Annotated in this window: 20 protein-coding genes and 1 tRNA gene; 17 read left to right on the forward strand and 4 right to left on the reverse strand. The window is 66.9% G+C overall.

Annotated elements, in window-relative coordinates:
* Positions 1-2: 2 nt before the first annotated feature.
* From F5544_RS07455 to F5544_RS07485, 7 genes are read left to right on the forward strand one after another with little or no spacing between them, the layout of a single operon-like run.
* Positions 3-317 (forward strand): hypothetical protein, encoded by a 315-nt coding sequence (locus F5544_RS07455; protein WP_167472500.1) that lies wholly within the window; start codon positions 3-5, stop codon positions 315-317.
* Positions 314-520 carry a hypothetical protein gene (locus F5544_RS07460; RefSeq protein ID WP_167472501.1) on the forward strand — a complete coding sequence of 69 codons (207 nt, stop codon included), beginning with the start codon at positions 314-316 and terminating at the stop codon, positions 518-520. Before F5544_RS07455 ends, F5544_RS07460 begins: the two co-directional genes overlap by 4 nt.
* Positions 517-753 carry a hypothetical protein gene (locus F5544_RS07465; RefSeq protein WP_167472502.1) on the forward strand — a complete coding sequence of 79 codons (237 nt, stop codon included), beginning with the start codon at positions 517-519 and terminating at the stop codon, positions 751-753. Before F5544_RS07460 ends, F5544_RS07465 begins: the two co-directional genes overlap by 4 nt.
* Positions 750-1,382 carry a hypothetical protein gene (locus F5544_RS07470; RefSeq protein ID WP_167472503.1) on the forward strand — a complete coding sequence of 211 codons (633 nt, stop codon included), beginning with the start codon at positions 750-752 and terminating at the stop codon, positions 1,380-1,382. The genes F5544_RS07465 and F5544_RS07470 overlap by 4 nt, the downstream gene beginning before the upstream one ends.
* Entirely contained in the window at positions 1,379-3,109 is a 1,731-nt protein-coding gene (locus tag F5544_RS07475; protein WP_238847138.1) for a helitron helicase-like domain-containing protein, read from the forward strand. The genes F5544_RS07470 and F5544_RS07475 overlap by 4 nt, the downstream gene beginning before the upstream one ends.
* Positions 3,110-3,123: 14 nt before the next feature.
* Positions 3,124-3,303 carry a helix-turn-helix domain-containing protein gene (locus F5544_RS07480; RefSeq protein ID WP_167472504.1) on the forward strand — a complete coding sequence of 60 codons (180 nt, stop codon included), beginning with the start codon at positions 3,124-3,126 and terminating at the stop codon, positions 3,301-3,303.
* Positions 3,296-4,495, forward strand: coding sequence for a tyrosine-type recombinase/integrase (locus tag F5544_RS07485; RefSeq protein ID WP_167472505.1), 1,200 nt, complete (start codon positions 3,296-3,298; stop codon positions 4,493-4,495). The genes F5544_RS07480 and F5544_RS07485 overlap by 8 nt, the downstream gene beginning before the upstream one ends.
* Positions 4,496-4,556: 61 nt before the next feature.
* Here the strand turns inward: F5544_RS07485 and F5544_RS07490 are convergent.
* The 3 genes from F5544_RS07490 to F5544_RS07500 form a co-directional block, all read right to left on the reverse strand.
* Positions 4,557-4,629, reverse strand: a tRNA-Arg gene (locus F5544_RS07490).
* Positions 4,630-4,731: 102 nt separating this feature from the next.
* A complete protein-coding gene (locus tag F5544_RS07495) occupies positions 4,732-5,409 on the reverse strand; it encodes a DUF305 domain-containing protein (protein ID WP_167472506.1) in 678 nt (225 codons plus the stop codon).
* Between the two features lies 1 nt (position 5,410).
* Positions 5,411-6,259, reverse strand: a complete 849-nt coding sequence (locus F5544_RS07500) for a DUF3105 domain-containing protein (protein WP_167472507.1) — start codon at positions 6,257-6,259, stop codon at positions 5,411-5,413.
* 103 nt (positions 6,260-6,362) lie between these two features.
* On the opposite strand from F5544_RS07500, the gene argS reads away from it, so the two are divergent.
* The 6 genes from argS (at position 6,363) to rho (ending at position 15,472) form a co-directional block, all read left to right on the forward strand.
* Positions 6,363-8,021 carry an arginine--tRNA ligase gene (gene argS / locus F5544_RS07505; RefSeq protein ID WP_167472508.1) on the forward strand — a complete coding sequence of 553 codons (1,659 nt, stop codon included), beginning with the start codon at positions 6,363-6,365 and terminating at the stop codon, positions 8,019-8,021.
* A gap of 88 nt (positions 8,022-8,109) precedes the next feature.
* Positions 8,110-9,528 carry a diaminopimelate decarboxylase gene (gene lysA, locus F5544_RS07510; RefSeq protein WP_167472509.1) on the forward strand — a complete coding sequence of 473 codons (1,419 nt, stop codon included), beginning with the start codon at positions 8,110-8,112 and terminating at the stop codon, positions 9,526-9,528.
* Entirely contained in the window at positions 9,529-10,881 is a 1,353-nt protein-coding gene (locus F5544_RS07515) for a homoserine dehydrogenase (RefSeq protein WP_167472510.1), read from the forward strand.
* Positions 10,878-11,972, forward strand: a complete 1,095-nt coding sequence (gene thrC / locus F5544_RS07520) for a threonine synthase (protein WP_167472511.1) — start codon at positions 10,878-10,880, stop codon at positions 11,970-11,972. Before F5544_RS07515 ends, thrC begins: the two co-directional genes overlap by 4 nt.
* A 23-nt stretch (positions 11,973-11,995) precedes the next feature.
* A complete protein-coding gene (thrB, locus tag F5544_RS07525; protein ID WP_167472512.1) occupies positions 11,996-12,985 on the forward strand; it encodes a homoserine kinase in 990 nt (329 codons plus the stop codon).
* A 423-nt stretch (positions 12,986-13,408) separates the two neighbouring features.
* A complete protein-coding gene (rho, locus tag F5544_RS07530; RefSeq protein ID WP_194252465.1) occupies positions 13,409-15,472 on the forward strand; it encodes a transcription termination factor Rho in 2,064 nt (687 codons plus the stop codon).
* A 101-nt stretch (positions 15,473-15,573) separates the two neighbouring features.
* On the opposite strand, the gene F5544_RS07535 is transcribed toward rho, so the two are convergent.
* Positions 15,574-15,996: a hypothetical protein gene (locus tag F5544_RS07535; RefSeq protein WP_167472514.1), complete on the reverse strand. Its 423-nt coding sequence runs from the start codon at positions 15,994-15,996 to the stop codon at positions 15,574-15,576.
* A 478-nt stretch (positions 15,997-16,474) separates the two neighbouring features.
* Between F5544_RS07535 and rpmE the strand changes: the two genes are divergently transcribed.
* The 4 genes from rpmE (at position 16,475) to F5544_RS07555 (ending at position 19,554) form a co-directional block, all read left to right on the forward strand.
* Entirely contained in the window at positions 16,475-16,705 is a 231-nt protein-coding gene (rpmE, locus tag F5544_RS07540) for a 50S ribosomal protein L31 (protein WP_167472515.1), read from the forward strand.
* A gap of 124 nt (positions 16,706-16,829) precedes the next feature.
* Positions 16,830-17,900 carry a peptide chain release factor 1 gene (gene prfA, locus F5544_RS07545; RefSeq protein WP_167472516.1) on the forward strand — a complete coding sequence of 357 codons (1,071 nt, stop codon included), beginning with the start codon at positions 16,830-16,832 and terminating at the stop codon, positions 17,898-17,900.
* Positions 17,901-17,910: 10 nt separating this feature from the next.
* On the forward strand, positions 17,911-18,783 hold the full coding sequence (prmC, locus tag F5544_RS07550; protein WP_167472517.1) for a peptide chain release factor N(5)-glutamine methyltransferase: 873 nt from the start codon (positions 17,911-17,913) through the stop codon (positions 18,781-18,783).
* Between the two features lie 105 nt (positions 18,784-18,888).
* Positions 18,889-19,554: an L-threonylcarbamoyladenylate synthase gene (locus F5544_RS07555; protein ID WP_167472518.1), complete on the forward strand. Its 666-nt coding sequence runs from the start codon at positions 18,889-18,891 to the stop codon at positions 19,552-19,554.
* The last annotated feature ends 1 nt before the right edge of the window (position 19,555 follow it).

Here is a 19,555-nt window from a genome sequence, read left to right on the forward strand (position 1 = left end):
TCGTGACCGAATCGCATGTGGTGATCTACTGCGACTTCTGCGGTGAGCACTACACCGAAAACGGTTCGGAATCTATCTGTTTCGACTCCACCCACCAGGCCGTGACCTACCTCAACGCCCGCTCGGCGGCGGTGGGCTGGCTCTACGACGGCGACAAGGTGTGGTGCGACGGCTGCCGCGCCGCCGACACCTGCGTCCGTAACGGCCACACCTACCCGCAGCACGCCCCGCGCCTGTACGGCTTCGCTGCGTGTCCCCGGTTCTGCACCCGGTGCGGCTTCCCCGAATCCACCTCGGAAATCAAGGAAATCTCATGAGTATCAACGACTTCGACCGCAACGACTTCGACGACTTCGATGAGCTCGACGCGGTCGTGATCGACCTGTTCACCCGCCGCCGCTTCCAGCTCGAACGCGCCGGCGCCGATTCGATGGAGATCGCTGCGTGTCTGTTCGCCGAAACCGGCGAAAACCCTGAATGGGACTGCGGATACGACGACGGAGGGGACTGGGTCGCATGAAAACCCGGCAATACGGCGTCAAGATCGGCCGCAATATTCGTCCGCTTCCCAACGCCCGCAACGCCACCGACGCCGCTATCTGCGCAAGTCGCCACGGCGGTACCGGAGAGGCGAAAGCCATTGTGGTGTACCGGAACTCCGACCGCGACCTGTGGCGCACCTGGCGCGGCGACCAGCAGGTCCCTACTCAACTCGACCTCGATCTATCGCCTCGACGGGAGGACCGACTATGACCACCAAACCCGACCGGAGCCACGGCCACGACGTGACCGACGCTATCGGCATGATCGGCGTTCACCTGATGGTCCTGCTGATCAAACTTGTTGCGGTACTTGTTGTTTGGGTTGTTTTGTTTCCGATGGTCTCGGTGCCGGTCGCTGCGGCCGTGGTCGTTGGGGTGCTGGTTGGTTGGGGTGCTGGTGTCGCGGTCGGCGGGGTGTGGGTCGCGGGGATGGTGCTGTGGCGAGTGCGGAGTCCGCAGACCTTCGAGCGATTCCTCACCGCGCGGGCGCGGTCCCGGTTCCTGCGCTGGTGGCGTTACACACGCCGCTGGGACAAGCTCATGGATGCCTGCGGGCTCGCGATAACTCGCGACGACATCACCCGTACCCCGGTCCTGACCGTGGCCCGGATCGGGGACGTGGTCGACCGGTTGCGGGTGCGGATGCTGGCCGGGCAATGCCCCGATGACTACGACAACCGCACTGATCGGCTCGCGCACGCCTTCGGCGCCCTGGAGTGCCGCGCCAGCATTGTCGGCCCCGGAACCGTGGAACTGGTGATGCGCCACGGTGATTCACTCGCCGAGACCATCGCCCTACCCGAAATCGGTGGTGGGCGTTGGATCAAGGACGCCGCATGAGCGCGCCCAACACCGAGGACGGCCGGACCGAGACCCTGGTGTCCGGTCCGGCCGCCCCGGCCCGCCAGACCGCGGCCGAGCGTCGGGCCCTGCCGAACCTGTACGAGATCGCCCAAGCCGCCGCCGAGAAGTACGAGGTGTGCCAGCGCCCGATCCCGATGCGGGTGGAAGACCCCCGGACCGGGACCGTCACCTACGAAGCCGCTCCCTGCAAATCGACGATCGAATCGGTGTGCCCGGCCTGCGCCAAAGCCAACCGAGCCTTGCGGATCGCACAGTGCCGGGAAGGTTGGCACCTCGAAGCCGAACCCGACAGCGACAAAAACGATCCGACTCCGGCGCAGCTCGAATTGCTCACCGCGAGAGCCGATCTCGCCGACCAATACCGGCAGGCCCTCGCCGACCAGGACAACGATCTCGCCGAGAGCATTCGGCAACGGGTGATGGAGCTGGACCGGGAGCTGCGCGAGACCGGGCTGCGTGGCCGTCTCCCGGCCTTGGACGCCACCGGGAAGGATCGGCGTCGACGCTCGACCCGGCGGCGCCAGGACGTCCCGAACCTGCCGCGCCGCAAGGTCGCCAAAACCACTGTCGGGAAAGTGTTCGCGGGCCGGTTCCAACCCTCGATGTTCGTCACGCTGACCATGCCGTCCTACGGGCGCATCCACCGCGACAACATCGTCGACGCGACCGGTAAGCCGTGTTCGGATGGTTCGCCGGTGAACCCGGACAGCTACGACTACACCACCGCAGCGCGGGACATCGTGTTCTTCTCCAAGCTGGTCGACCGCTGGATTCAGAACCTGCGCCGCGCGGTCGGCTGGGACGTGCAGTACTTCGCCACTGTCGAACCCCAGAAGCGCGGTGCCCCGCACCTGCACATCCTGATCCGTGGCGCGATTTCCCGCGAGATCCTGCGGCAGGTCACCGCGGCGACCTACCACCAGGTGTGGTGGCCCCACTTCAATCCGGACAACCGCGTCTACAGCGGTGCGCACCAGCCGGTGTGGGACCACAAGCGCGCCACCTTCGTCGACCCGGACTCCGGACGGCCGCTGACCTATTGGGATGACGCCCTGGACGTCCTCGACAGCATCGACAACCTGACCCCGGCGCACACGGTGCGGTTCGGCGAGCAGATGGACCGCAAGCACATCACAGGTGTGCTCGCCGGTACGGAAAAGGCCGGCCGCACTATCGGCTACGTCACCAAGTACCTGGTGAAGTCCATCTCCGAAATCGTTGAACCGCAATCGGATCAGGCCGCCGAACACTACGACCGGCTCCACGCCGAACTCCGGCACGTGCCATGCTCGCCCCGCTGCGCGGTGTGGCTCGAATACGGCATCGTCCCCCAGGGCGCCACCGACAAGACCGTCCCCGGCCGCTGCAAGGGCAAAGCCCACCGCCGAGACACCCTCGGCCTGCCCGGCCGCCGCGTCCTCGTCTCCCGCCGCTGGTCGAACAAGACCCTGCCGGACCACAAGGCAGACCGTGCCGAATTTGTTCGGCAACTACTCGCCGCGGTCGGCATCGAAAAGCCGGATACCTCGCACTTGAAGGTGACCCCGGTCGAGCCCGGAGACAAGTCCAGGCCCTTGCGCGAGCACCTGATCATGGGCGCCATCGCCAAACGCACCGTATGGCGCGCGGAATACCTGAGAGCCCGGCTGGCCGCCGACCCACCAGAGCCACCAGAAACTTCGGCAATTCCAACAGCGGCGTAGAAGGGAGATGGGTTATGTCGCAGTTGCTCACCGAAGAGGAAGTTCGCAAGCGGATTCCGATCGGGCACAGCAAGTATTACGAGTTGATCGGTTCGGGGGAGTTGCGGTCGGTGAAGATCGGGCGTCGGCGGTTCGTGACGGAAAGAGCTGTGGCCGAATATATTTCGCGACTCGACGGCGGTGACGGTGAGTAGGCAGCAGCTCCCACCGCAGATCAAGAAGTTGTCGGTCCTGGATCGTGGCACCGGTAAGCAGGTAGTCCGTTATCAGTTGATCGCGGACGCGGGCCGCAATCCGCAAACCGGAAAGCGCCAGCAGGTCCGACGGCGATTCGCGACCGAGCGGGAAGCGCGAAAAGCGTTGGCGGACATTACCGGTGATGTTGAATCCGACAACTTTGTCGCGCGGAACGATGTCACGGTCGAACAGGTCTGCGTGGAATGGATCGAAAGCCTGCACTGGGCGCGAAAGACCACGATCGCGGGCTACGAATACAACCTGGCTCCGTGGCGGGAACAGCACGGTCCTTTGCTGGTGCAGAAGTTCAACCGCAGGCAGCTGGACGAACTCGTCCGGAAGCTGAAGAAGGGCGGCACCACAACGGCGAAAGGAAAGGTGCGCCGACCGTGGGCAAACCGCTCCTTGAAACGGACGGTCGAGACCATCTCGATGGTGCTGGACTACGCGAAGGAACGAAAACTGGTGTCGCACAATGTCGCTAAAGCGGTGAAGCCGAAGAAGGGCAAGACATCGAAGCCCAAACCCTTTACGCCGGAGGAAGTCGTCCGGGTGCTCGGTGGCCTGGACGGTGACCGGGACGAGCACGCCTGGCATCTGGCGTTGAGGGGCTTGCGCCGCAGCGAGGTCGGTGGGTTGCGCTGGCCTGGAGTCGATTTCGAGAACAAGACGCTCGATGTCGAGATCGGCCGGGCCTCCGCGGGTGGTAAGGCGGTGGAGGACGATCCGAAGACCGATGCATCGATCCGGACGTTGCCGCTCGACAACGAGATGGTGGAGGTGCTGCGCCGGGCTCATCGCCGCCAGGCCGCAGACAAGCTGCAACTGGGGGATGCCTACGACGACAAGGGCTACGTCGTGTGCAACGAGGACGGCACCCCCTATCATCCGGATACCCTGACTCACCGCTGGGCGACGATGCTGAAAAGGGTTGGCGTGCGGCACATCCGATTGCATGATGCTCGTCACACCTGCGGCACGATCATGCACCTGCGCAAGGTGCCCCTGGCGGTGATCGCCGCGTGGCTCGGTCACGCCGACGCGAGCGTGACAGCGAGGATCTACACCCACTCCCAGGATGAGGCCATGGCCGACGCCGCGAAGGTTTACGGGGGAGTTGTGACAACCAGTGACACTCAGGCTGGTTGAACCCTTGGTACAGAAGAAGGCTCCGACCAGGAACGTGCTGGTCGGAGCCTTCTCGATGACGTGCCCTCGGCAGGATTCGAACCTGCGGCCTTCTGCTCCGGAGGCAGACGCTCTATCCCCTGAGCTACGAGGGCGGGATAGGTCGATCGGCGGCTGGGGGCTGCCGGTCGGGCGGGGCCAAGCGTATCGCATTGGCGGCTGTGCGCCAAAAATGCGAGGCGGGGGTCGGATTTCGGTTAGTTGGGGAGTGGTTTGGCGTTGCGTGCGGTGAGCATGGTGGTGATGAGTTCGGCCTCGCTTTGCTGGGCTTGTGCCATGGAGTCGGCGAGGGTGCGGATTTCGGTGGTGGCGGCGTATTGGGCGGCGTAGCGCATCATGGGTTGCCCGCCTTGGTGGTGGCGCAGCATCAGTTGCAGGAACATGGTGTCGAGTTGGGCGCCGGTGGCTTTGCGCAGTGCGGCCAGTTCGTTTTCGCCGGCCATGCCGGGCATGGTCGTCACCGGTCCGGTCATGCCGTGGTTGCCGCCGGTGTGGTCGTGGGTGGGTTGTTCGGTCATCCAGCCCATATGTCCGTTGACGCCCTGTTCGGGTTGTCCCCAGGTTTGCAGCCAGCCCTGCATGCGGCCGATCTGGCTTTCCTGGCTGGTCATGATGTCGTAGGCGATGCGGCGCACGTCGTTGTCGGTGGAGCCGATGAGCGCGATCCCGGCCATTTCGACGGCTTGGGCGTGGTGGGCGGCCATATCTTGGGCGAAGCCGATGTCGACGCTGTTCGGTGCGGGTGTCGCGGGGCGGTCGAGCGGTTGCCGGGCGAGGAGGCCGACGGCGAATCCGATCAGCAGCAGTCCGATTGCGCCGAGTACGAACAGTGCGGTGCGCTGTCCACGCACGGCGCCGGTTTCCGGCTCGTCCATGTCAGCGGCCCGGCGGTGGCGGAAGTCCCGGAATCCCCGGCGGCAGGCCGCCCATCGCGGATTCGTCGGTGTCTTTGTTCGCGCCCTTTCCGTCCATCTGCACCGCGTCGGGTCCGGGTGGGGTCGGGTCGAACGGCGGCGGGTTGTCGGTGTCGAAGGCGGGTGTCGAGCAGACCGCGTCGCGTTCGGGATAGGTGTACGGGTTGCGGCGCAGCGCGGTGAGGAATTCATCGATGCGCTTATCGCCGGGATCGTTCAGCTTCAGCTGATGTCCCCACGACTGCAACGAGATCGGGGTGTCCAGGCCGGGATATGGCGACATCAGCGTGTACTGCTGACCGGAGACCTTCTGTTTCAGCGCGTCGACGCCCGCCGCGTCCATCTTGTCGGGGTTGTAGGTGATCCACACCGCACCGTGTTCCAGTGAATGCACCGCATTCTCGGTGCGGATCGCCTTGGGGTAGACGATGCCGGTGCAGGTGGCCCACGCGAAGTCGTGCGGACCGCCGAAGGGCGGCTTCTGGTCGTAGTTGACCCGCTGGGTCGCGCTGACGTGATAGCCCTGCTCGTATTTTTTCTTGACCACGCCCGGTATCTGATCCGACGGATCTTGTTTCTGCGCGCTCGGCGTGAACTTCTCCTCGTCGGCCCGGTGCTGGTACTTCGGGACCAGGCTGTAGGCGAGCGCCCCGACCAATGCGATGATCAATACGGCGGCACCGACGGCCGGCCATGGAATTCGGCGCTTCTCCGGAAGTTGCCCCTTGACCTTGCCCCGTTTGCGGGACGACGACGATTTCGCTGCGGCCCGGACGGCCTTGGCCGATTTGGCACTGGTCCTGCTCGGCATCGCTCGTTGTGCTCTCTTCGACGTGCTTTTCGCTGCGCGGGCGGGTTGCCCCACCGGTGCCCACCCGTGGTGTACACCTGCCCAGACCATAGGATAGAGACTCGTGACTCCAGCTGACCTTGCAGATCTCCTTCGCTCGACCGCTGCGAAGGTGCTTGTTGAACGTGGATTGGACGCTTCGGTCCTCCCCGAGCAGGTCAGCGTGGAGCGTCCCCGTAATCCGGAACATGGCGACTACGCCACGAATTTGGCGCTTCAAGTCGGTAAGAAGGCGGGCGCCAACCCGCGCGAGTTCGCGACCTGGCTGGCGGATGCGCTGTCGGCGGCGGAGTCGATCGATACGGCCGAGGTCGCCGGTCCCGGTTTTCTGAACATTCGCCTGGCCAAGGATGCGCAGGGCGCGATCCTGCGTCAGGTGATCGATGCGGGCGAGCGGTTCGGTTCGACGGATGCGCTGCGGGGGATGAACATCAACCTGGAGTTCGTCTCGGCCAATCCGACGGGCCCGGTGCATCTCGGCGGCACCAGGTGGGCCGCGGTCGGCGATGCGCTCGGCCGGATCCTGGCCACGCAGGGCGCCGATGTGGTGCGCGAGTACTACTTCAACGATCACGGCGCGCAGATCGACCGGTTCGCCCGGTCCCTGGTCGCCGCCGCGACGGGTCAGCCGACCCCGGAGGACGGCTACGCGGGCGCCTATATCGGTGAGATCGCGGGGCAGATCGTCGCGCGGCATCCGCAGGCGCCGTCGCTGCCGGAGGCGGAGCGGGTGGAGCTGTTCCGTGCCGAGGGCGTCGAGCTGATGTTCGCCCAGATCAAGCAGTCGCTGCACGAGTTCGGCACCGATTTCGACGTGTACTTCAACGAGAGTTCGCTGTTCGAATCCGGTGCGGTGGATCGCGCGGTCACCAAGCTCAAGGATTCCGGCAATCTGTACGAGAGCGACGGAGCCTGGTGGATCAAGAGCTCCGACTTCGGCGACGAGAAGGATCGCGTCGTCATCAAGAAGGACGGCAACGCCGCATACGTCGCCGGTGATATCGCCTACTACCAGGACAAGCGGGCGCGGGGCGCCGACCTGTGCATCTACATGCTGGGCGCGGACCATCACGGCTACATCGGCAGGTTGAAGGCGATCGCCGCCACCTCCGGCGATGATCCGGCGACCGTCGAGGTGCTCATCGGCCAGATGGTGAATCTAGTGAAAGACGGTGTGGCCGTTCGTATGTCGAAGCGCGCGGGCACAGTCGTCACGTTGGAGGATCTGGTCGAGGCGATCGGTGTCGACGCGGCGCGCTATGTGCTGGTTCGCTCGTCGGTGAACGCGAGCATCGATATCGATCTCGGCCTGTGGACCAAGCAGAGCAACGAAAACCCGGTCTATTACGTGCAATACGCGCACGCCAGGACCTCGGCGGTCGCCCGCAATGCCGCCGAATTCGAATTCGATGGTGTGGCACCGGATTTCGGTCTGCTCACGGCCGACGAGGAGGGTGCGCTGATTCGCACCCTCGGCGAGTACCCGGCCATCGTCGCAGGCGCCGCGACGCTGCGTGAGCCGCACCGGGTGGCCCGTTACCTGGAGGAGCTGGCCGGCGCCTACCACCGCTTCCAGACCAACAAGAACCTCCGCATCCTGCCGCAGGGCGACGAGCCGGTGGCCCCGGTGAACGCGGCCCGGCTGGTGCTGGTCAACGCGACCCGCCAGGTACTCGCCAACGGCCTCGGGCTGCTCGGCGTGAGCGCACCGGAGCGGATGTGAGACTACGAATTGCCCACGGCGGCAACATCGTCGGCGAACCGGCCAAGAAGGTGAGCGGCGTTGTGTCCGCGGCGGGAAAGGAAATCGAATGAGTGCGCACCCCGCGGGTCCCCGGCATGCGGAGATCCCGCACGCACCGAGTCTGCCGCAGCGCCCGGTGGATCCGAGGCAGATGATCGATCTGCCCGCGAATGTCTGGCCGCGCAACGCATCCCGCGACGCCGACGGTGTCGTCCGGCTGGCCGGTGTTCCGGTGTCCGAGCTGGCGGCCGAATTCGGCACCCCGCTGTTCGTGATGGACGAGGACGACTTCCGTTCCCGCTGTAGGGATATGGTGCGTGCGTTCGGCCCGGAGAACCGAGTGCACTACGCCTCCAAGGCATTCCTGTGCGGCGAGGTGGCACGCTGGATCCGGGACGAGGGGCTCTCGCTCGACGTGTGCTCCGGCGGCGAACTGGCCGTCGCGCTGCACGCCGGTTTCCCGCCCGAGCGAATCGCCATGCACGGCAACAACAAATCGGTCGTCGAGCTGGAAGCGGCGGTGGCGGCCGGTGTCGGGCACGTCGTCGTCGACTCGCTCATCGAGATCGAGCGCCTGGAGGCCGTCGCGGGCCGCGCCGGTGTGGTGCAGGACGTGCTGGTCCGGGTGACCGTCGGCGTGGAAGCCCATACGCACGAATACATTTCGACCGCGCACGAGGATCAGAAGTTCGGATTCTCGATCGCGGGCGGCGACGCCATGGAGGCGCTGGCCCGGGTTTTCGAGGCCGACAACCTGCGCCTGGTGGGTCTGCACAGCCATATCGGTTCGCAGATCTTCGATATCGACGGCTTCGAGATCGCCGCGCGCCGCATCCTGCGGCTGCTGAGCGAGGCCATCGAAAAATTCGGCGCGGACCGCACCGCCCAGATCGCGACGCTGGATCTCGGTGGCGGACTTGGTATTTCGTACCTGCCGAATGACGACCCGCCGCCGTTGGACGAATTCGCGGGCAAGCTGCGCGATCTGGTCGACGCCGAGGCCAATGCGATCGGCCTGCCGCGCCCGACCATCGCGGTGGAGCCGGGCCGGGCCATCGCCGGACCGGGCACGGTGACCCTCTACGAGGTGGGCACCACCAAGGATGTCGCGCTGGACGGCGGCGCGAGCAGGCGCTACGTCAGCGTCGACGGTGGGATGAGCGACAACATCCGGCCCGCGCTGTATCAGGCGGAGTACGACTGCCGCCTGGTCTCGCGCTCGTCGGAGGCGTCGGCAGTCGTCGCGCGGGTTGTCGGAAAGCATTGTGAGAGTGGGGATATCGTCATTCGCGATACCTGGATGCCGTCGGATGTCGGCCCGGGTGATCTGATCGCGGTGGCCGCGACCGGTGCGTATTGCTATTCGATGTCGAGTCGATACAACCTGTTGCCCCGTCCGGCCGTTGTCGCGGTCAAGGACGGTCAGGCGCGACTCATTCTGCGCCGGGAAACGGTGACGGACTTGCTCAGCTTGGAGGTGCGGTAAATGGCCGAAGTGGTTAGAGGCGCTTGGGGTGCGGATCACCCGATCGGTGTCGCGGTCCTGGGTATGGGCACGGTGGGCACCGAGGTGGTGCGGGTGCTGCGCGAGCATGCCGAGGACCTGCGGGCCAGGGTCGGCGCGCCGGTGGTGTTGCGCGGTGTCGCGGTGCGCAACCTGAGCGTCGATCGCGGCATCCCCGCCGAGCTGCTGACCACCGACGCGGTGGCTCTGGTGGCCCGTGACGACGTCGATATCGTCGTCGAGGTGGTCGGCGGTATCGATCCGGCGCGTTCGCTGATCAAATCCGCGCTGAATGCGGGCAAATCGGTGGTAACCGCCAACAAGGCGCTGCTCGCCGACTACACCGGCGAACTCGCCGCGGCCGCCGAACGCAACCGCGCCGACCTCTACTTCGAGGCCGCGGTGGCGGGCGCGATCCCGGTGGTGCGCCCGCTGATCCAGTCGCTGTCCGGCGACCGGGTCAATCGCGTGGTCGGCATCGTGAACGGCACCACCAACTTCATCCTTTCCGCGATGGACGAGACCGGCGCCGACTACGAGATCACCTTGAAGGAGGCCACGCGCCTCGGGTACGCGGAGGCCGATCCGACCGCCGATGTCGAGGGCTACGACGCCGCCGCGAAGGCCGCGATCCTCGCCTCGCTGGCCTTCCACACCCGGGTGACCGCCGCCGACGTCTACCGCGAGGGCATCTCGAAGATCAGCGCGGAGGATCTGGAGACCGCGTCGGCGCTCGACTGCACGGTCAAACTCCTGGCTATCTGCGAGCGCGTCGCCGCGGGCCCGGGCGAGCCCGGTCCGGACGAGGGCGGCAAGGAGCGCATCTCGGTGCGCGTCTACCCGGCGCTCATCCCGCGCAAGCATCCGCTGGCCGCGGTGAACGGCGCGTTCAATGCCGTGGTCGTCGAGGCGGAGAACGCCGGACGGCTGATGTTCTACGGGCAGGGCGCGGGCGGCGCCCCGACCGCGTCGGCGGTGCTCGGCGATCTGGTGATGGCGGCGCGCAACAAGTTCTACGGTGGTCGCGCTCCCGGCGAATCGGTTTATGCTGAGCTACCGATCGCGCCGATCGGCGATACGCCCACCCGCTATCACGTGAACCTGCAGGTCGCCGACCGTCCAGGCGTGCTGGCGGCGGTGGCGGGCGAATTCGCCAAGCACGAGGTGAGCATTTCGACCGTCCGTCAGGAAGGGCACGGTACGGGTGCGCGCTTGGTCGTGGTTACCCACCACGCGGCGGAGTCGGCGCTCGCGGACACCGTTGCCGCGCTTGCGGAAATGGCGTCCGTCACATCCGTGACCAGCGTTCTCAGATTGGAAGGCACCGAAGAATGAACACGACTGGCGTCCAGGCACAGGCTGGGGTGCATTCCCGCTGGCCGGGCCTGATCGCGGCCTATCGCGATCGGCTGGAGGGCGCGGCCGATTGGGAGCCGGTGACCCTGTACGAGGGCGGCACGCCGCTCGTGCCCGCGCCGCATCTGTCCGAGCTGACCGGGTGCGAGGTGTACCTGAAGGTCGAGGGCCTGAACCCGACCGGTTCCTTCAAGGACCGCGGCATGACGATGGCCATCACCGATGCCAAATACCGTGGCCAGCAGGCGGTGCTGTGCGCGTCCACCGGCAACACCTCGGCATCGGCGGCCGCATACGCCACCCGCGCGGGCATGAGCTGTGCGGTGCTGATCCCGCAGGGCAAGATCGCGATGGGCAAGCTCGCGCAGGCGGTCATGCTCGGCGCCAAGATCATCCAGGTGCGGGGCAACTTCGACGACTGCCTGGAGCTGGCCCGCAAGGTCACCTCGGAATTCCCCAGCGTAGGCCTGGTGAACTCGGTGAACCCGGCCCGGATCGAGGGACAGAAGACCGCCGCGTTCGAGATCTGCGATGTGCTCGGCCGGGCGCCGGATGTGCACGCGCTGCCGGTGGGTAATGCGGGCAACATCACCGCGTACTGGAAGGGCTACACCGAATACGCCAAGGACGGCGTCGTCGATTCGCGGCCGCGCATGCTCGGCGTGCAGGCCGCCGGTGCGGCGCCCCTGGTCAACGGCGCGCCGGTGAAGGATCCGGAGACGGTGGCCACCGCCATCCGGATCGGCGCCCCGGCCTCGTGGAACGGTGCGATGAACGCCAAGGACGAGTCGGGCGGTGCGTTCCGCGCCGCGACCGACGAGGCGATCCTGGAGGCATACCGCCTGGTGGCGGCCACCGAGGGCGTATTCGTCGAGCCCGCGTCCGCGGCCAGCGTCGCGGGCCTGCTCGCGGCGCGCAAGGAGGGGTGGCTGTCGGCCGGGCTCACGGTGGTCTGCACCGTCACCGGCAACGGCCTGAAGGATCCGGATAACGCGCTGGCCGGAATGCCGCAGGTACGGCCCATCGAGGTCGACCCGGTCGCCGTCGCACACGCACTAGAGCTGGCCTGACCTTGACGGCGCGCGAATCTCATATGCGCGAGCGGGGAACCGGCGTCACGACGCCGCTGCCCGCCGGAATCGGTGTCATCGCACGAGTTCCCGCGTCCACCGCCAATCTCGGCCCCGGATTCGATTCGCTCGGCATGGCTTTGGGCCTGTACGACGAAATCGAGGTGCGCACCACCGATTCCGGGCTCACCGTCCGGGTCGAGGGTGAGGGCGCCGACGATGTGCCTTGGGGCCCTTCGCATCTCGTGGTTCGCGCGATCGAGCGCGGCCTGGAGGCCGCGGGTGTCTGGGCCGATGGACTCGATGTGGTGTGCCGCAACGCGATTCCGCATTCACGGGGTCTCGGTTCGTCGGCCTCGGCGGTGGTCGGCGGGCTGGCCGCGGGCTGCGCCCTTGCCACCAAAGCGGATTCGACGGCCGACGCCGTCGACGCCGACCGGTTGGTGCAGTTGGCCGCCGAATTCGAGGGTCATCCGGATAATGCCGCGGCCAGCGTGCTCGGCGGAATCGTGGTGTCCTGGACCGAAACCGACCGGGCGGCCGACTTCGGCGGCGCTATCGCGGTACCCGACCACGGCCGGATCTACCGGGCGGTTCGGCTGGAGCCGCATCCGTCGCTGCGTCCAGTGGTGTTGATTCCGGAGGAGCGGTCGGCCACCGCGCACACCCGCGGGCTGCTGCCGGAGGTGGTGCCGCACGGCGATGCCGCGTTCAACGTCAGCCGGGCCGCGCTGGCCGTGGTCGCGCTCACCGAGCGTCCCGATCTGCTGATGCCCGCGACGGCCGACCGGCTGCACCAGGCGCAGCGCGCACCCGCGTTGCCGCTGACCACGGCCTGGATCGAGCGGTTGCGTGCGGCGGGCATTCCGGCCACCGTCTCGGGTGCGGGCCCGACCGTGCTCGCGCTCTGCACCGGCGAATTCCCTACCGAATTGGGCGAACTCGCGGTGGCGGAGGGCATGCGCGTGCTCGAACCGGGGGTCGCCGACGGCGTCCAGGTCGGCAGCGTTTGATCGGCGGTACCCGCCGCGGACCGCGCACACCCATCGTGACCTGCGCGGAGCGGCCTCCACCCGGCTCGTCCGCCGCGCCGCCACCTTCGTGGCACGTCACTCGCACCGCGGCGGCGAGTCTGCCTTGCCGAGTTTCCCTTGTGCCAGCTATCCTGAGCGAGTCCGTACATCGTGCGCATCAGACGCCGGTGCTTCATCAGGGCAATCGCTCCAGCAGGCTCCAGGCTCGAGCCTCCAGGCCATGGGGGTAACTGCGTAGCTGCGCAACTGGAATGATCTCTCCCACCTTTCAGAACCGGTGGCGAAGCCGCCGGTCCGGCGGGGCAGGTGATACGGCGATAAACCGAGTCCGGCACAGTGCCCGGACTGCGGGACTGACCCCTCGAATTAGCACACGGCGGTCGAGGGAAGGAAAGGATTTCCGTGACAGATACGGACCTGCTCGCGACACCCGGGGTGGATTCGAACCCTACGGGCAGCCGCGAAAGTGACTCCGGACAGATTTCTAAGATGAGCGAACGGACCGACGTCGCACGATCGGGGCTGACTGGAATGTTGTTGCCGCAGTTGCGCGCGCTCGCGGGAGAGCTCGGTATTCGAGGCACTTCCGGTATGCGCAAGGGTGATTTGATCGCCGCCATCAAGGAGAACCAGGCCGGAAAGCCCGCCGCCAAGGCGGACGCCAAGCCCGTGAAGGCCGAGCCCGCCGGGAAGTCCGAGGCGAAGGCGTCGACGGAGGCGCCCGCCAAGTCCGAGGCCCGTGGTGAGCAAGCCACCCTCGACGTGACGCCCGTCGCGGACCCCGCGCCGGCGAAAGCGGCTGCGGCACCGGCGAAGACGGCCGAGCCCGCCGCGAAGACCGAAGCCGCGGCGGCGAATTCCGCTCCCGCGAATCCGGGTTCCACCGACACCGCCCCCGCGGCCGAGACCGGCGAGGAGTCCGGTCGTGATGCGGGTCAGCGCGGTCGGGGCCGCCAGCGCCGCGGCCGGGATCAGGCGCAGACGCGTTCCGGTGGGGAGAACACCCCTACCGCGGGTGACGAGCCCAAGCAGGACGAGCAGGGCGAGCGTCGCCGCGATCGCAATCAGCAGGGCGACCGCAATCAGCAGGGCGAGCGCAACGGCGCACGCAACAGCGATGGCGCCCGCACCAGCGAGAGCACGCGCAACGGTGACGGCAGCCGCGGCGGCGACCGCGACCGGGATCGCGACCGCGGCGGTGACGAGGACGAGGGCGGTCGCGGACGGCGGGGTCGCCGGTTCCGGGAACGTCGTCGTGGTCGCGACCGCGATGGCGGCGGTGGCGGCGGCGAGGCCCGCGAGTTGGAGATCCGCGAGGACGATGTGCTGCAGCCGGTGGCGGGCATCCTCGACGTGCTGGACAACTACGCGTTCGTCCGCACCTCGGGCTACCTGGCCGGGCCGAACGACGTCTACGTCTCGATGAACCTGGTCCGCAAGAACGGCCTGCGCCGCGGTGACGCGATCACCGGCGCAGTGCGCGCGCCGCGCGAGGGCGACCAGAGCAATCAGCGGCAGAAGTTCGATCCGCTGGTGCGGTTGGACACGGTCAACGGCGGTGATGCCGAGGCGGCCAAGCGGCGGCCGGACTTCAGCAAGCTCACCCCGCTGTACCCGAACCAGCGCCTGCGGCTGGAGACCCAGCAGAACAAGCTGACCACGCGCGTGATCGATCTGATCATGCCGATCGGTAAGGGGCAGCGTGCGCTGATCGTTTCGCCGCCGAAGGCCGGTAAGACGACGATCATGCAGGACATCGCGAACGCTATCGCGGTGAACAACCCCGAGTGCTACCTGATGGTGGTGCTGGTCGACGAGCGTCCCGAAGAGGTCACCGATATGCAGCGTTCGGTGAAGGGCGAGGTCATCGCCTCGACCTTCGACCGCCCGCCGTCAGATCACACCTCGGTCGCCGAATTGGCCATCGAGCGCGCCAAGCGGCTCGTCGAGATGGGCAAAGACGTTGTGGTGCTGCTGGATTCGATCACTCGACTGGGTCGCGCGTACAACAACTCGTCGCCGGCTTCCGGTCGCATCCTGTCCGGTGGTGTCGACTCGACCGCGCTCTACCCGCCGAAGCGATTCCTCGGCGCGGCGCGCAATATCGAGAACGGTGGTTCGCTGACGATCATCGCCACCGCCATGGTGGAGACCGGTTCGACCGGTGACACGGTGATCTTCGAGGAGTTCAAGGGCACCGGTAACGCCGAACTCAAGCTGGACCGCAAGATCGCGGAGCGGCGAGTGTTCCCGGCGGTGGACGTCAACCCGTCCGGTACTCGTAAGGACGAGTTGCTGCTCAGCCCTGACGAGGCCGCGGTGCTGCACAAGTTGCGGCGCGTACTGTCCGGCCTGGATTCTCACCAGGCGATCGATCTGCTCATCGACCGTTTGAAGAAGTCCAAGAACAACCTCGAATTCCTGATGCAGGTCTCCAAGACCGCGCCGGGAGCGATCGACGAGTGAGTGCCGCTCGCGAGTGGCGGGGTGCCGCCACTCGAGCCACTCGCGAGCGACCAGCCGTCTACGACCGGTTATTCGGCCGAGGAAAGGGCCGGAAGTGACGGTCAAGGGCGGCATGCGAGGCGTATGAAATACTGTCCTGTCGGCATTTCCAGCAGGCGATAAATCTGCTCATGCAGAATTCCGAGAACAATCTCGATTTCCCAATTCAGGTCGGCGAGATCGCGTCGGATGCGTTCGAGCATCTGCCGCGCGGCCGAAGGGATCTCGCGTAGGCCGGGTCCCCTCGGCGTTCTCGGGGCGAAGAAGACGACGCCGATGACCGCCGCCCCGGCGACCATGAAGCCGGCGACGATGCCGAGCGGCGTCCCCTCCGCGCCGCTCGGCATCGAAAAGCCTTGCGCCTGGGCATAGTTCACAACGGCCGGGCCGAGATGCGCCGTAGGGTGCCTCGGTGCGGTCAGCCAGCCGACCGCGACAGTGAGAATCAGGCCGATGAAGATCGCCGCGGCGACTCGGGTGGTCATGATTTCTCCCTTCTGTCTCGGCACGCCGGTGTGCTGCCCGTATTCCTGTCGGATTCGCGCCGGAATCCGTATGTGAAACAAATCTACGAACGTCGCTGTTCGTGTACACGAGTAGCGGACTACCCGACTTCAGGGTTGCTCGAGCACGCCGAAGGCGCGTGCCCGGACTTCTTTGGGGTGTGCCGATTCGCCGTGCCGGTCTCGTTTGCGAGGATTCGGCCGGGGCGGGTGGCGCGCACCGCAGCGCTGATCGCGGACGGCCGCGCCGACCGGCGCGAGTAGTGCGCGGATACCGCGGCGCGCCGGGCGGGAACAAACTACTCACCGGGGGCGTTTTGGGTGCGTAACGGCTGGTCTGGCATACTGAACGGTCGTTGCGTCTGCTCCGCTGAGCAGACCTCCCGCCTAAGTCGGTTCCGGTTCACGTCCTGGCGAAATACGCGAGGGCGACCCGGCGACCAATATCGAGAGGACACCCATGAAGGCAGGAATCCATCCGGCGTATGTCGAGACCACGGTCGTCTGTGGTTGCGGCAACACCTTCCAGACTCGCAGCACCAAGGAGTCGGGACACATCACCGTCGAGGTCTGCTCGCAGTGCCACCCGTTCTACACGGGCAAGCAGAAGATCCTGGACACCGGTGGTCGCGTGGCCCGCTTCGAGGCCCGCTACGGCAAGCGCGCCGCCAAGAAGGCCGACGCCAAGTAGCTTCCGCGCCGACGCCCGGTCCTGCCAAGCAGGCCGGGCGTCGGTGTTTTTCTGTGAATTCCGGTCTGGGCCGGAATGACGGACCTTCCGCACGAATCACGGAAATCAAGAGGGAGCACCACAAGTGACGCAACCGTCCGCCATCGACGATGTGCTGGCCGAATATCAGGGCCTGGAAGCACAGCTGGCCGATCCGTCGCTACACAACGATGCGGGCGCCGCGCGCCGGGCGGGCAAGCGGTTCGCCGAGCTCGCCCCCGTCATGGCGACCTACAACAAACTCGAATCCGCCCGCGGCGACCTGGCCACCGCCCGGGAACTCGCCTCCGAGGACTCCGCCTTCGCCGCCGAGGTGCCCGAATTGCAGCGCCAGGTCGACGAACTCGAACAGGCCCTGGCCGACCTGCTGGCCCCGCGCGATCCACACGACGGCGACGATGTCGTACTCGAGGTGAAATCCGGTGAGGGCGGCGAGGAATCGGCGCTGTTCGCGGCCGATCTGGCCCGCATGTACGTCCGCTATGCCGAGCGGCACGGCTGGAAGGTGGAAATCCTCGATGCCACCGTCTCCGACCTAGGCGGATACAAGGAGGCCACGCTCTCGATCAAGAGTCGCGACGCGGCCCGCGACGGCGTGTGGTCGCGATTCAAATTCGAGGGCGGCGTGCACCGGGTACAGCGCGTCCCGGTGACCGAATCGCAGGGCCGCATCCACACCTCCGCCGCGGGCGTGCTCATCTACCCCGAACCGGATGAGGTGGAAGAGGTGCAGATCGACGAGTCCGATCTGCGCGTCGACGTCTACCGCTCCTCCGGTAAGGGCGGACAGGGCGTCAACACCACCGACTCGGCCGTCCGCATCACCCACCTACCCTCCGGCATCGTGGTGACCTGCCAGAACGAACGTTCCCAGCTACAGAACAAGATGCGCGCAATGCAGGTGCTCGCCGCAAGGCTGCAGGCATTGGCCGAGGAGCAGGCCGAGCAGGAGGCCGCCGCGGGCCGGGCCAGCCAGATCCGCACGGTCGACCGTTCCGAGCGCATCCGCACCTACAACTTCCCGGAGAACCGCATCACCGATCACCGCATCGGTTTCAAGGCGCACAACCTGGACGCGGTGCTCGACGGCGATATGGACGCGCTGCTCGACGCGCTCGGCAAGGCGGACCGCGAGGCCCGCATGGCCGCCGAGTGATACCGACGGCATGACCCGGCAAGCGCTGCGTCCGGCCATCAACGAGGCCGCCGCGAAACTGGCGGCGGCGGGCGTGCCGAGTCCGCGCGCCGACGCCGAACAGCTCGCCGCCCATCTGCTCGGTGTGCAGCGGGGCAGGCTGGCTCTGGTGCCGATGGTCGAGCCGGAGCTGCTCGACCGGTTCCGTGGGTTGATCGACCAACGCGCACAACGGATTCCGTTACAGCACCTGATCGGCGTCGCGGCCATGGGGGATATCGAACTCGCGGTCGGCCCAGGTGTTTTCGTGCCGCGGCCGGAGACCGAACTCCTATTCGCCTGGGCGCTGGCGCAATTGGCGACATTGCCGCACGACCACGCGCCGGTGGTCGTCGATCTGTGCACCGGGTCGGGTGCGCTGGCACTGGCCGTCGCGCATGCCAGGCCGGATGCGGAAGTCCATGCGGTGGAACTGGATCCGGCCGCGCTGCGGTGGGCGCGACGCAATGCCGACGCGCGGATCGCGGCGGGGGATACCGCGATCACACTGCACGCCGACGACGTCACCGCCCCGCATCTGCTGTCCGCACTCGACGGGCGGGTGGACATCGTGCTCTCGAATCCGCCCTATATTCCGGTCGGCGCGGTGCTGGAACCCGAAGTGGCCGAACATGATCCGCATCGAGCCCTATTCGGTGGCCCGGACGGCCTCGACGTGATCCGGCCGATGATCCCGACCATCGCGCGCCTGCTGCGCCCCGGTGGCGCGACAGCCATCGAACACGACGACACCAACGGCTCCGGCGTGGCCGCGCTGCTCGCCGACGGCGGTCGCTTCGTCGACGTCGTCGAGCATCCCGATCTGGCCGGAAAGCCGCGCTTCGTCGCCGCGACCCGGGGATGAGCCGTCCGAATTGTCCGCCGAAGCCCGGAAACCATTGGATTGACGGATGGACAACCACCCTGGGGGATGGTGGGCGGATCGGGAACCCGTGACAGGATGGTGGCCGTGAGTACCGTCTACGACTGCGCGGATCTCGATTCGCGCGCCGCCGGATTGACCGCGGCCACCAGTGCGCTGAAATCCGGGCGGCTGGTCGTGCTGCCCACCGACACGCTGTACGGACTGGCGGCCGACGCCTTCGACTCGTCCGCGGTGAGTTCGTTGCTCGCGGCCAAGCGCCGCGGCCGGGATATGCCGGTGCCGGTGCTGGTCGGTTCCTGGAACACCATCGACGGGCTGGTGTTCTCGGTGCGCCCGCAGGCCCGCGAGCTGATCCGCGCGTTCTGGCCGGGCGGCCTGAGTCTCGTTGTGCAGCAAGCGCCTTCGCTGGCCTGGGATCTCGGCGACACCCGAGGCACGGTGATGCTGCGGATGCCGCTGCACCCGGTAGCACTGGAACTGCTGCGCGAGGTGGGCCCGCTCGCGGTGTCGAGCGCCAACGTCTCCGGACAACCGCCCGCGAAGACCTCGGCCGAGGCCCGCGATCAGCTCGGCGACCTCGTCGACGTCTACCTCGACGGCGGCCCCGCCGCCCACGCCGTAGCCTCCACCATCGTCGACCTGACCTCCGACGAACCGCGCATCCTGCGCGAGGGCGCGGTATCCATCGCGCAGGTCGCCGAGGTACTCGGCATGTCCCCGGAATCACTCGCGCCGACGGCGTCGCGGTGAG

The sequence above is a fragment of the Nocardia arthritidis genome, from assembly GCF_011801145.1.
Taxonomy (GTDB): Bacteria; Actinomycetota; Actinomycetes; order Mycobacteriales; family Mycobacteriaceae; genus Nocardia; species Nocardia arthritidis_A.